Source organism: Streptomyces jumonjinensis, from assembly GCF_009600885.1.
Taxonomy (GTDB): Bacteria; Actinomycetota; Actinomycetes; order Streptomycetales; family Streptomycetaceae; genus Streptomyces; species Streptomyces jumonjinensis.
Genome location: NZ_VCLA01000022.1, coordinates 1 through 11,446 on the forward strand (window position 1 = coordinate 1; position 11,446 = coordinate 11,446).

General features: G+C 70.3%; 14 protein-coding genes and 1 other RNA gene. 8 read left to right on the plus strand and 7 right to left on the minus strand.

The genetic code is table 11. The annotated features are described in order from the left end of the window. On the plus strand, positions 1 to 480 hold a 480-nt coding region (locus tag FF041_RS02445), incomplete at its 5' end, for a histidine phosphatase family protein (protein WP_194291907.1). Positions 481 to 644: 164 nt separating this feature from the next. On the opposite strand, the gene eda is transcribed toward FF041_RS02445, so the two are convergent. Together eda and yaaA are read right to left on the minus strand one after the other, a co-directional pair. Continuing rightward, entirely contained in the window at positions 645 to 1,262 is a 618-nt protein-coding gene (gene eda / locus FF041_RS02450; RefSeq protein ID WP_153520816.1) for a bifunctional 4-hydroxy-2-oxoglutarate aldolase/2-dehydro-3-deoxy-phosphogluconate aldolase, read from the minus strand. Between the two features lie 75 nt (positions 1,263 to 1,337). After that, positions 1,338 to 2,138, minus strand: a complete 801-nt coding sequence (gene yaaA, locus FF041_RS02455; protein ID WP_323391018.1) for a peroxide stress protein YaaA — start codon at positions 2,136 to 2,138, stop codon at positions 1,338 to 1,340. Positions 2,139 to 2,345: 207 nt separating this feature from the next. Between yaaA and FF041_RS02460 the strand changes: the two genes are divergently transcribed. The 3 genes from FF041_RS02460 (at position 2,346) to FF041_RS02470 (ending at position 5,078) form a co-directional block, all read left to right on the plus strand. Beyond that, positions 2,346 to 3,779: an RNB domain-containing ribonuclease gene (locus tag FF041_RS02460; protein ID WP_153520817.1), complete on the plus strand. Its 1,434-nt coding sequence runs from the start codon at positions 2,346 to 2,348 to the stop codon at positions 3,777 to 3,779. A gap of 45 nt (positions 3,780 to 3,824) precedes the next feature. Then, positions 3,825 to 4,227, plus strand: an RNA gene (gene rnpB / locus FF041_RS02465) — RNase P RNA component class A. A 428-nt stretch (positions 4,228 to 4,655) separates the two neighbouring features. Beyond that, entirely contained in the window at positions 4,656 to 5,078 is a 423-nt protein-coding gene (locus FF041_RS02470) for an NUDIX hydrolase (RefSeq protein WP_323391020.1), read from the plus strand. Positions 5,079 to 5,133: 55 nt separating this feature from the next. Here the strand turns inward: FF041_RS02470 and FF041_RS02475 are convergent, their stop codons facing one another. Further along, entirely contained in the window at positions 5,134 to 6,201 is a 1,068-nt protein-coding gene (locus FF041_RS02475; protein ID WP_153520851.1) for a helix-turn-helix domain-containing protein, read from the minus strand. A gap of 111 nt (positions 6,202 to 6,312) precedes the next feature. Between FF041_RS02475 and FF041_RS02480 the strand changes: the two genes are divergently transcribed. The 3 genes from FF041_RS02480 (at position 6,313) to FF041_RS02490 (ending at position 7,409) form a co-directional block, all read left to right on the plus strand. Further along, on the plus strand, positions 6,313 to 6,597 hold the full coding sequence (locus FF041_RS02480; protein WP_323391022.1) for a hypothetical protein: 285 nt from the start codon (positions 6,313 to 6,315) through the stop codon (positions 6,595 to 6,597). Then, positions 6,594 to 6,845 (plus strand): type II toxin-antitoxin system RelE family toxin, encoded by a 252-nt coding sequence (locus tag FF041_RS02485; RefSeq protein ID WP_153520819.1) that lies wholly within the window; start codon positions 6,594 to 6,596, stop codon positions 6,843 to 6,845. Before FF041_RS02480 ends, FF041_RS02485 begins: the two co-directional genes overlap by 4 nt. 249 nt (positions 6,846 to 7,094) lie before the next feature. Further along, positions 7,095 to 7,409 (plus strand): hypothetical protein, encoded by a 315-nt coding sequence (locus FF041_RS02490; protein ID WP_153480309.1) that lies wholly within the window; start codon positions 7,095 to 7,097, stop codon positions 7,407 to 7,409. 179 nt (positions 7,410 to 7,588) lie between these two features. On the opposite strand, the gene FF041_RS37685 is transcribed toward FF041_RS02490, so the two are convergent. Together FF041_RS37685 and FF041_RS02500 are read right to left on the minus strand one after the other, a co-directional pair. Further along, positions 7,589 to 8,338, minus strand: coding sequence for a glutamate ligase domain-containing protein (locus FF041_RS37685; RefSeq protein WP_228387992.1), 750 nt, complete (start codon positions 8,336 to 8,338; stop codon positions 7,589 to 7,591). Positions 8,339 to 8,474: 136 nt separating this feature from the next. Continuing rightward, positions 8,475 to 8,852, minus strand: coding sequence for a D-alanine--D-alanine ligase family protein (locus FF041_RS02500; RefSeq protein ID WP_323391024.1), 378 nt, complete (start codon positions 8,850 to 8,852; stop codon positions 8,475 to 8,477). Between the two features lie 354 nt (positions 8,853 to 9,206). Between FF041_RS02500 and FF041_RS02505 the strand changes: the two genes are divergently transcribed. Further along, complete coding sequence (locus FF041_RS02505) at positions 9,207 to 9,527, plus strand: hypothetical protein (RefSeq protein WP_153520822.1); 321 nt, start codon at positions 9,207 to 9,209, stop codon at positions 9,525 to 9,527. Here FF041_RS02505 and FF041_RS02510 read toward each other — a convergent pair. Both FF041_RS02510 and FF041_RS02515 read right to left on the minus strand, forming a co-directional pair. After that, entirely contained in the window at positions 9,524 to 10,360 is an 837-nt protein-coding gene (locus FF041_RS02510; RefSeq protein WP_323391026.1) for a phosphotransferase family protein, read from the minus strand. The genes FF041_RS02505 and FF041_RS02510 overlap by 4 nt on opposite strands. Before the next feature lie 212 nt (positions 10,361 to 10,572). Further along, complete coding sequence (locus FF041_RS02515; protein ID WP_153520823.1) at positions 10,573 to 11,334, minus strand: hypothetical protein; 762 nt, start codon at positions 11,332 to 11,334, stop codon at positions 10,573 to 10,575. Positions 11,335 to 11,446 lie beyond the last annotated feature (112 nt).

Genomic DNA, 11,446 nt, shown 5'->3' on the forward strand with positions numbered 1-11,446 from the left:
CGCGGCACGGTCCAGGAGATCGTCAGCTCCCCGCTGAAGCGCTGCCGGGAGACGGCGGAAGCGGTCGCCGCCCGGCTGAACCTCGACGTCCGGATCGAGGAGGGGCTGCGCGAGACCGACTTCGGCGCGTGGGAGGGGCTGTCGTTCGCGGAGGTTCAGGAGCGGTACGCCGACGATCTGGCGGCATGGCTCTCCTCGGCGAGGGCGACCCCGACCGGCGGCGGTGAGAGCTTCACCACGGTCGCCCGCCGGGTGGCGGCGGCCCGTGACCGGATCGTGGCCCGCTCGGCGGGCCGTACGGTCCTGCTGGTCACCCATGTCACGCCGATCAAGACCCTGGTGCGGCTGGCCCTCGGCGCACCGCCGGAGTCCGTCTTCAGGATGGAGCTGTCGGCGGCGTCCGTCTCGGCGGTGGCGTACTACGCGGACGGCAACGCGTCCGTACGGCTCCTCAACGACACCTCGCATCTGCGGGGATGACACGGGCCCGGGGGCGCAGGGCCCCCGGCTGCGGTGAGCGCCCCGGGGACTTCGGGCCCGGGGCGTCTCCGTTCCCGGGGCCGGGCGTCCGGAGGCAGCCCTGTCCGGGGCGGGCGGGGCGAGTGTCCGGTACCGAGGGCTGACCAGGGGCCGCGTCAGGAGCGTCAGGCGCGCAGGGCGGACGCCTCCGCCGCGAGGGCGGTCACCCGCCCCCAGTCCTTCGCCGCGAGGGCGTCGGCGGGCAGCATCCAGGTGCCGCCCACGCAGCCCACATTGGGCAGCGCCAGATACGAGGGGGCCGAGGCGAGCGAGACGCCGCCGGTCGGGCAGAAGCGGGCCTGGGGCAGCGGGCCCGCCAGGGACTTGAGATAGGCGGTGCCGCCCGCCGCTTCGGCCGGGAAGAACTTCATCTCGGTCACTCCGCGCTCCAGCAGCGCCACCACTTCCGAGGTGGTGGAGACCCCGGGCAGAAACGGCAGGCCCGACCGCCGCATGGCGTCCAGGAGCCGGTCGGTCCAGCCGGGGCTCACCAGGAACCGCGCCCCGGCGGCCACGGCCGCGTCCACGTTCGCGGCGGAGATCACGGTGCCCGCGCCCACGACCGCCTGCGGCACCTCGGCCGCGATGGCGCGGATGGCGTCGAGCGCGGCGGGCGTCCGCAGCGTCACCTCGATGGCGGGCAGCCCGCCGGCAACGAGTGCCCGCGCGAGCGGTACGGCGTCGTCGGCGTTCTCGATGACGACGACGGGGATGACGGGCGCGAGATCCAGCACGGAGGTCATGGGCTCATCCTGCCGTTCCCCCGCACAGTGCGCAACGCGCGTTGCATCCTGCGCAATAGGCGGCAATAGACGCCCTTAGTGGATCTGCGTCACCACGACATCCAGCTCCCATGGCCGCCCCGCCCGCGCCGGAGCCTCTGCCTCCACCGTGTACCCCAGCTCCCGCAGGGCCGTGACCAGCTCCCCGGGACCCTTGGGCTTCGCCCCCGAGACCAGCAGATCCCTGACGATCCGGCCCTTCGTCGCCTTGTTGAAGTGGCTGACCACCGAACGCTTCTCCACCCCGTCGACCAGCTGGGAGTGCAGCACCCGCACCGTGGCCGTCCGCCCGGCGAGCTCGCCCTTCGGCTTCCAGGCGGCCGTATACGCCGAGGAGCGCAGATCGAGTACGAGACCACGCGCCGCGATCTCCGGAAGCGCGGCCTCCATGGGTCGGCGCCAGTACGCCCCCAGCGCGCCGAGCCCCGGCAGCCGTACGCCCATCGAGCAGCGGTACGACGGGATGCGGTCGCCTATCCGCACCGCGCCCCACAGCCCCGAGAACACCAGCAGCGAGGAGCGCGCCCGGCGTCTGGCGTCCGGGGGCAGGGTCGCGAGCCCGAGGGCGTCGTACAGCACCCCCGTATAGATCTCCCCGGCCGGCCGGGCGCCCGCCGTCCGCAGCGCCGCGTTCTTCGCGATCTCCCCGCGCAGCCCGTCGCTCAGCCCGAGGATCTCCCGCGCCTTGTCCTCATCGGCGGCGCAGAGCTCGACCAGCTCATCGAGCACGGCGGCGCGCGCTTCGGCCAGCGCGGGCAGCGACAGCGACCCGGGCTTCAGGGGAGCCCCCCGCCCGGAGGCGGCCTTGCCCTCGGACGGCGGCAACAGTACGAGCACGGATCGTTCTCCTCATGCGCATGGAACGGGGCGCGGGGCACACCCCGCGCCAGGGTACGCGCCCGGGCCGGTCCGGTCCGCTGCTGAGACGGGTGCACCCGCTGCCCTGGTGGCGTGACCGCGTCCTGCATCGGCCTCGGGGCGGAGCCCGGCGTTCCCCGGCCCGCCCGCATGCCGAGTCGGCGCCCCCGGCCTACGCTCGGTGTCATGCCCCGCCGCCTGATGCGCGTCACCGGCGCAGCCGAGGCTCCGCTGCGGAGCGCCCTGGGCCGGCTGCGGACGGCGCTCGGTGTGCCCGAGGGCTTTCCGGCGGCCGTGCTCGCGGAGGCGGAGTCCGCGGCCGGGGCCCCACGGCTCCCCGCCGCCACTGTCGACCTCCCCTTCTTCACCGTCGACCCCCCGGGCTCGGCCGACCTCGACCAGGCGATGCACCTCGCCCGCCACGGCAGCGGCTTCCGGGTCCACTACGCCATCGCCGACGTGGCCGCCTTCGTCGCCCCGGGCGGCGCGATCGACCGCGAGGCGCACCGCCGCGTACAGACCCTCTACTTCCCGGACGGGAAGGTTCCGCTGCATCCGCCCGTGCTCTCGGAGGCCGCCGCGAGTCTGCTTCCCGGGCAGACCGTCCCCGCCCTGCTCTGGCGGATCGACCTCGACGCGGACGGCCGTACCACCGCGGCCGAGGTGAGAAGGGCGCTGGTACGCAGCCGGGCCCGGCTCGACTACGCCACGGCCCAGGCGCGGATCGACGACGGCACCGCCCCGGAGGAGCTCGCCCTGCTGCGGGACGTGGGGCTCCGCCGCGAGGAGCTGGAACGCGAGCGCGGCGGGATCTCCCTCCGGACACCCGAGCAGGAGATCACCGAACAGGACGGCTCGTACCGGCTGAGCTACCGCGCACCACGCCCGGCCGACGGATGGAACGCACAGCTCTCCCTGCTCACCGGAATGGCCGCCGCCGAGATCATGACCAGGGCCGGCACCGGTGTGCTGCGTACCCTCCCCACCGCCCCCGGCGGCGCGGTGGCACGGCTGCGCCACTCGGCGAAGGCCCTGCACATCGACTGGCCGCACCATGTCCCGTACGCCGATGTGGTGCGCTCCCTCGATCCGCGCGACGCCCGTCACGCCGCGTTCCTCCTGGAGTGCACGACCCTGCTGCGCGGTGCGGGCTACACCGTCTTCACCGGCGGCAGGCTCCCCTCACCCGCGATCCACGCGGCGGTGGCCGCCGCGTACACCCACTGCACCGCGCCGCTGCGACGGCTGATCGACCGCTATACGGGCGAGCTGTGCGTGGCGGCCTGCGCCGGGCAGGGGGTGCCCGAGTGGGTGCTGGGCGCGCTCGACGGCCTTCCGGGGGAGATGGCGGAGGGCGCGCGCCGCGCGAACACGGTCGAGCGGGAGTCCGTGGACATCGTGGAGGCGGCGCTGCTGAGAGGGCGGGTGGGCGAGGTGTTCGACGGCTTCGTGGTGGAGGTCGGGGAGCGTGAGCCGAGGGTCGGCACGGTCCATCTGGAGGACCCGGCGGTGGTGGGGCGGGTGGAGGGCGACACCCCTCTCCCGCTGGGCGAACGGCTGAGGGTGCGCCTCACCCGGGCCGACCCCGGCACGGCGAAGATCCTCTTCATGGCGGTGTGAGCCGCCGCCGGGGGGAACGCCGGGTAGCATGGTCGCCACGGCAGACGAGCCGGGCGGGCGGCCGCGTGAGGATCCTCCGGATCCTCCCGAGGAACGTCCGGGCTCCACAGGGCAGGGTGGTGGGTAACGCCCACCCGGGGTGACCCGCGGGACAGTGCCACAGAAAACAGACCGCCGGGGACCTCGGTCCTCGGTAAGGGTGAAACGGTGGTGTAAGAGACCACCAGCGCCTGGGGTGACCCAGGCGGCTAGGTAAACCCCACCCGGAGCAAGGTCAAGAGGGGCCGCTGTAACAGGCGGCTCTGCGCGGACGTTCGAGGGCTGCTCGCCCGAGTCCGCGGGTAGACCGCACGAGACCGGTGGCAACACCGGTCCTAGATGGATGGCCGTCGCCCCGACGACGCGAGGTCCCGGGGCACAGAACCCGGCGTATAGCCCGACTCGTCTGCCCCCAAGGGCTTCTGACCAGCAAACTTGCAGGTCAGAAGCCCTTTTTCATGGCCTGAGGCAGTGGGATTGAATACCGGTACATACCGGTTCAAACGGGATCACTCGGCTGTGAACGTAGCCATGAAAGTAGCCACGAAGGTAGCCACATTTTGCGAGACCGGAGACGGATGTGGCAGGTCGGGGGTCCCCGGAAGGCAGCCGTTCAGGCGAGCCGCCGCCCCCAGCGCAGAAGCGGGCTGCCGCCGATCCAGCGCAGGTGTGATCTCTCGGTACCGCAGGGCTGGTCATCTGCTGTGTCTTTGCGCAAGCAGTTCAGCGAAGGCAGCGGACATGGGAAGACCAGTCCCCGTCTCCCCACCCCCACTGCTGATCCATGGCATGGCATTCCATCCGTGAATCCTGGGTGCGTCCCGTATATCTGGTGGGGTGAGAGATGACGAGATCAAAGGTACTGGCGCGCTGCTGGTGAACGCGGCCGGCCAGTATCTTCTACACCTGCGTGATGACATTCCAGGGATTTGCGACCCGGGGGCGTGGTCGCTGATTGGCGGGAACCGCGAACCTGGGGAAGGACTGGAAGAGACGATCCAGCGGGAACTGTGGGAGGAAGCCGAGCTGGTGGTCCCCGCTCTGAAGCGGTTCACCGTGGTCGGGAGTACGGGCCCGGACGGCGTGGTGAAGGGCTTCGTCCAGGTGTTCCGGGGCCGGTGGGACGGGGACGTTGCCGGGCTCCCGCTGTCGGAGGGGATCATGCTGCACTGGTTCGAGCCGGAGATCGTGCCGCGGCTGCGGATGAGTCAGTGGGCCCAGGAGGCGATCCGCCGGGACCGGGCCTGCGCCCCCGTATGACAGGACCGGGTCGGCGGCGTGCCGGGGCGGCCTGCCCCGGCACCGGTGCTGTCGGTCAGCGGGTGAGCGCGAGTGCCAGTTCGCGGACGCCGGGCGTGTGGAGGTGCCGGGAGGACAGCGAGCTGACGATCGTGCGGATGGAGGGACGGTCGCGGACCTCGGAGGGGCTGACCCGGAGGGCGGCGAGGAGTTCCCGGGCGGTCTGTTCCGGTTTGCCGTACTGCCACCAGGCACGGGCGAGGTCGGTGTGCATCCGGCTGGTGCGTTCCGGGGTGGGGAACTGGTCCGGTCGCAGATGCCGCCCGGCCTCCAGCGCGGCCCCGGCGTCGCCGAGGGCCCAGTGGACGCCGACGGCATAGAGGTCGGCACCGGCCGGGGAGATGCGGAAGAGCCGGTCCGCCGGCGCGGTGGCGGGGAGCCGGTGGGCGGCGGCAGGCTGATCTTGGTGGCGCAGGACGATCGACAGCTCGCGGGCGGCTGCGGCGGTTGCGATGGGGGACTCGGCGACAGCGGCGTAGGTGGTGGCGCGGTCGGCGGTGAGCCGGGCCCGTTCGTAGCGGCCGATCTTCCCCAGGACCTGGGTGGCGAGGAGATAGCAGGCGGAGAGCCGGGCGTGGTCCAGAGGGGTACGGGATCGGGCGGCCCGGTGGGCGTCGCCGAGAAGGCCGGGCAGCTCCGCGAGGAGGGCCGTATGGCGGCCGGTGTCCCACATCTTCCGGGCTTGGGCGAGACGGTGGTCGACCGGCACGGTGCCGGTGCCGGTGGGGGTGACGGCGAGGGCGTCGTCGATTGCCAGGAGCAGGGAGGCGGGCACGGCCGTGCCTGCGGCGGTGAGCAGGGTACGGCGGTGCATGGGGTCCTCCTCGGTGGGCGGAGCGTGCGGCGCCACTCTAGTGGGACGGGGATCGGCTCCGGTGGTGATGCCGCAGGCTGCCGCCAGAAGAATGGGTGGCAGTCCGACGGCGGTCGCGGCGGCCGTCAGCAGGCGGATGTCCGCAGGGTGCCTGCTGGCTTCCAGGCGGGAGACGGTGGAGGCGGAGCAGCCGATCCGCACTCCGAGGTCGGCCTGGCGCCAGCCGAGGCGACGGCGGCCGAGCCGGACGAGGCCGGAAGTCGCCGTCAGTGTGCTCGTCGTGCTTCCGCGCGCCGGGTGTCGTTCCGTGAGTGCCCCGGCTCCCTGGGGAAGACTGGCCGCGTTGCTGTCGTAGGTAGTGGTGAGCGAGAGGGGCGCACGGTGCACGACGGGCCTGTGCTGCGGACCAACATCGGAGATCGGGCGGTCGACCTGCCCGCCAGCCTGGACGGGATTCGGGCCTCCCTATCCGAGGACCTGCGGGAGGAGTTCGACCGCGAGATCGGCTCCGCGCTGATCACCGACGTACCCCTCATCGCCGCGCGGTGGTCACTGCCGCAGGAGGCCAGGGACGAGGACGAAGCCATGCTCCAGCAACTGCGGAACGGCGACTTCAGCGGCTTCACCGGCCTGGACGAGCCCTCTCCTGCCGGAGCCGGCCAGTGAGCGGGCGCGCGTACCGGGTGCAGTTCTCCAACGTGGCACGCGCCACTGTGGCCGCGCTGCCCGCGGATGTCCGCAGCCGTTTCGACACGGGTATCAAGAAGCTCGCGGCCGATCCGTACGGCGCGGGCTCAAAGCCCATCAAGGAGCCGGACTACCGCCAGGCCCTGGTGGGCGGCTGCATCACTTCGTACTACGTCTCCACCACAGTGGAGATCGTTTCCGTGACCCGAGTCCAGGGGCCGCCCTGACCGGAAGCCGACACCCTGGCCCGGCCGTTCCAGGAAGCCCTGCCGTTCCAACGTAGCCACGAAAGTAGCCACAGAAGACCCCTCCCCGCACGTTTGCACAGGTCATAGCGGTACGGAGACAGTCCCCGGCGTACAACCCGACTCGTCTGTCGGTTAACCGGGAAGGGCCTCTGACCTGGAGGAATGCCAGGTTAGGGGCCCTTTTTGCGTTTCTGGGCGTCGATGCCTTCATCAAAGACCACAGAGCCTGTGCCTGAGCGTCCGTGGCACTTCAACCTCGTCCTCGATGCTCCGCTCACCCCTCAGCAGTCGGACCTCCTGGACGGGCTCGACCGCTTCCACGAGGGCGGCATCGGGCTGGCTGAGCGTCCGGGGTACAGCCGGTTCATGTGCGTCATCCGAGCCGAAACCCTCACTGCTGCCATCGCGGACGCCCTGGACCGCTTCGATGACCTTCCCGGTGTCGTCGTCCGCAGCGTCGAGCTGAACGCCATCGCGCTGGACGAGAACGGCATGGCCACGGCCGCCGTTGTGCCGGTGCCGCCGCTCGCTGACGTGTGCTGAAGCTCCCCGGAGTGATACCCAGCACTCTCCCGTTGAGAGTGCTGGGGGGTTTTCGCCTTTAGGGCGGCTCGCAGCCCCCGGCGACGCTCCGGCGGCTGAGGACCGGGTGTCCCAGGCCCCCGCCATGGGTCTGCTTTCGTTCCGTGGAAGTTGGCGTGGGCCGCAGCTACGGAGGGGGCCTAGTAGCCGGTGATCGACTCGCTTTTCAGGGCTTGAGCGACCTGCCAGAGCATCCCGCCCCGGGACGCCTTGGTGAGGACGATGTCCCCCGGGCGGAGCCGGGATTCGATCAACGTGACTGCCGTCGCGTTGTCCCGGACGATGGCCACTTCCGGGACGCCTGCCTCGGCGGCTGCCAGCGCCATCTGCTTCGCCATGGCGTCGCCGACCGCGACAAGGAGGTCCACCCCGTACTCGGCAGCCATCTGGCCGACCTCCCGGTGCGACGTGGCAGCGGCCTCCCCCAGCTCGGCCATCTCGCCGAGGACGGCGATTCTCCGGCCTCCTTGGTGCAGCGGGGGGAAGGTGACGGCCCTGCCGGAGTACGAGCGGATCAGCCGGCTCAGGGGCACTCGGTCGTGGGTCTGCCCCCACCCGGACGGATCGCGGATCAGGATGACCGGGTCCGAGCCTTCCTCGTCCTCGAAGCCGCGGGCGACGACCAGGTGGCCGCCGCGCCGGCCGTCGTCGGGGAACTGCTCCGTGACTGAAATGATCATGGGGGCGTCGGTGAGGCGGGCGATCAGCTCGTCAGCGGGCACCGCTTCCGCGCGGCCAGGGACTCCGAAGCTCCCAGCAAGGTCGCCGATCCCCTGGTGGACCCATCCACGGTCCACCAGGATGCCCTTCTCGACTCCGGTCTTCAGGAGGTCGGTGACCTGGGGTGCCTCACACCCGTAGGCCAGCAGGATCATCCGGAGGGCTGCCATGCCGCACGCCCGATCGGACCACTCGATCCGATCGCCCAGTTCCTCGCCGCCGTGCCGAATCCACTCGTCAGGCTCTATACGCTGACGACACATCGGGACATCGTGGACGCGGGGCATGGCTGGACCCTCCGAGGGATCAGGACGCGCGCTTCCTCAGCGAAGGGCCGCCAGCGAAGCGCGGGACGGGTAGGGGCACATCGTATGGTGGGCGGACGATAGCTTCGTGGAGCATGGCCAGTACGACATCTGCGTGGCTGAAACCACACAGTTCGGCACCGCTGACGAAGTTGGAGCCGTCAGACATGCCAGGCGTGGTGTTGACCTCCAGGGAGTAGACCCGCTTGTCCGAAGCGACGATGAAGTCCACCCGCGCGGTTCCCCGAAGGCCGAGCGTGTTCCAGAGTGCCCGGGCGTGTCCCTTGATCGCTGTCCGGGTCTCGGGGGGAAGCTCGGTGAGTCGGCGATCCGGCGGACGGTCGGAGGTACCGCCGTCATGCTGGAGCAGCTTGACCACCTGGACGGAACTGGTGCCGCGCCTCCATCCCGAGCGAGAGCTCCGGCACCGAGCAGGGAGTAGACCACCTTCGCAATCACGGTTGCGTCGCACGGTAGCTCGATCGGGCGGTTTCGGCTCCGGCGCCGTGCCCTCCCCGCGGTCGGAGAGTGGTACGTACGGCCATGGGAATCGGCGACCCGCATCAGAAGAAGGATGTTGAGGCGGCACTGAAGAGGGCGGAGGCGGCCGGGCTCAAGGTGACCCGCACGGGAGGCGGGCATAAGTGGGGATACGTGCTGTGCTGTCCGTGTAATCAGCGGCGCACCGTTTCCTCTACGCCACAGAACCCGAGCGAAGAAGCGAGGTATATCGATGGATTCGTCAGGCAACACCGCGCCTGCGCGTAACTGGTACTTCAACCTGGTTTTGCAGGACATCATCACCGAGGAGCAGTCCGATGCGCTGGCGGAGCTGGCCAGCTTTCACGACGGGAGGATCTCGCTGGTCGAGTCTCCTGAGCGGTCGTGGTTCACGTGCTCATTCGCGGCCGAGACGCTGACTCAGGCCATCGCCGACGCCCTCGCCCGGTTCAAGGACTTTCCCGGAGTCCTGGTTCAGAGCGTCGAACTGGATCCGATCTCCCTTGAGTACAACGACATGATCACGCCGGCCGTTGTGAGGCTGCCGGACTAGAGAGGCTGGCAGCTCACCGGCCTTCGATGAGCTAGCCAGGCTTGGGCCGCAGCGTGCACCCTGGTTGTCCAGGAGTCGGAGTCGGAGTCGCCGTCGGTGATCTCATGCCACAGGTTCGTGTTGGCTGCCGCGAAGGCGGTGACGGCGGCGGGCGGCGCGTTGCGGAACGCGGGGATCTGCTGTGCTTGGCGTTCCGCCGTAACGGGGTCGTGCCGGCCCGCCGCGATGAGCCAGATGACCCAGTACGCGGCGTCGAGCCATGCGGTACCACGGGTGGCCCAGGCCCAGTCCACGAGCCAGGCCCGCCCTTCGGAGACGATGATGTTCTCGTTGTTGAGGTCGGTATGGCACAGGGTGTTGCCGCGGAAGTGGTCGAGATCTGAGGGCGACTCGACATAGCTGCTGAGCCGCTGCTCGGCGAATCGGAGATCTGCATCTTCGCCGGCCTGTACGGCGGACAGACGGGTCAGGAGGTCGACCACCAGGGGGAGATCGGCGGAGCCTGGCCGGTAGTCGGCGTGACGGCCGTCGAGCGCCTCGCAGACGTTCAGGTCCCACCCGTCCGCCGCCGCGCGCCATCGCAGTCGGGGCGCGATCGTGCCGGCGACTGCCGGGTTCACCGTGGCCTCGCGCGCCTGGGTCCATACGCGTGGGTGATCGGTCCGCATTCCCTTGACGTAGTACGTCCCTTGCGGGGTGGTGATGCGGGCGGCGACATCCGAGTCGAGTCCACCCGGGGAGTTCTCGATGTCCAGGATGGGGCCGAACCGCTTGGCGAGCACCTCACGGCGGCTGGGGGGCAGCTCTTCGAAGGGGATGCGTTCTGTGACCACAGAGGCACCCTGCCACACGAGGGGTGCGCCGAGGCCCCTACTCTCCGGAGGAGCCTCGGCGCTTCGCTGGTTTTACTGGTAGAGGTTGTCGTTGCCGCAGCCTGGCATCACATCGACGGCCAGGGCTTCCAGGTCATCGATGACGAGAGCCTCGGCCGGTTCCGGCGGTTTCCAGGGGCCTTTCTTCGCTACCTGGCCCCTCGCCGAGGGCCTCACCCGCTGTGGCGATTCATCTTCTCGACCTTCGCGTACAGCTCCCGCTTCATCTCCGCCATTCGGGCCGGGTCCGGGCGAGGGTGCACCCAACGGTTCTGATCGAACACGGTTTTCGGCAGTGGGGCACTCCGGAGGAACTCGGTGAACGCTTCATCGCACCATGGCGGCACCCACGCGCCAGACCGGCAGGCGAAGACCAGGTCGAAGACAGCGGCCGGTGCCCGACCGTCGTCGATCGTCATGGCGACCGGCGCGAGTGGTTCCTCCCGAGGACGGTCGAGCGACTCCCGCCAGGGCGGGAAGTGCACGTGCAGGGAAGCCCCCGCCCAGTGATGCGCGAGCATCCAGGTCTCACACCGGATGCCGTCGCCCGACGCTTTCCACTCCTCGAAGCTCTGGTGATTCTGCCGGTACCCGGCGTCATGGTGGGCGTCGTACAGGTGCACCGAATCCCAGCGCTCGTTGGGCCGGTCGAGGTCCGAGGGCCAGAGCAGCCCCGCCCACGCGTTGCTGTCGGCGTAGACGAGCACGGTTCCGTCAGAGAACCGGAACCTGCGCCAGAAGCCCTGCCAGCCCGTCACCTGCGGCAGTTCCACGCCGGCCGCCGTGAAGTCGCGGTGCCGCGCCTCCCAGATCGTTTCCGTGTGGAACTCGTCTTCCGCGACCGGCCACGTGAACAGATCGTCGTGCGGTCCTTGTGGCCCGCCCGCTGCGGGCGTGGGAAAGAAGAAGTCCCAGTCAACGACCAGAAGATGCATGAGCAGACCCTAGGGAGAACATCGGGCCCGAGCCTGGATTCCGGCCTGGGCGCTTCGACATGGCGGTCGGCGGGGCCCCGATCATCGACCGGGGCCCCCTTCCTGGAGGTGG

Excerpts from the sequence above, each read along its gene's own strand:
- eda (WP_153520816.1), bottom strand. The coding sequence starts at position 1,262 with ATGACCTCCGTGCTGGATCTCGCGCCCGTCATCCCCGTCGTCGTCATC.
- FF041_RS02460 (WP_153520817.1), top strand. The coding sequence starts at position 2,346 with ATGCCCCGCCGCCTGATGCGCGTCACCGGCGCAGCCGAGGCTCCGCTG.
- FF041_RS37685 (WP_228387992.1), bottom strand. The coding sequence starts at position 8,338 with ATGGCAGCCCTCCGGATGATCCTGCTGGCCTACGGGTGTGAGGCACCC.
- FF041_RS02505 (WP_153520822.1), top strand. The coding sequence starts at position 9,207 with ATGGATTCGTCAGGCAACACCGCGCCTGCGCGTAACTGGTACTTCAAC.
- FF041_RS02515 (WP_153520823.1), bottom strand. The coding sequence starts at position 11,334 with ATGCATCTTCTGGTCGTTGACTGGGACTTCTTCTTTCCCACGCCCGCA.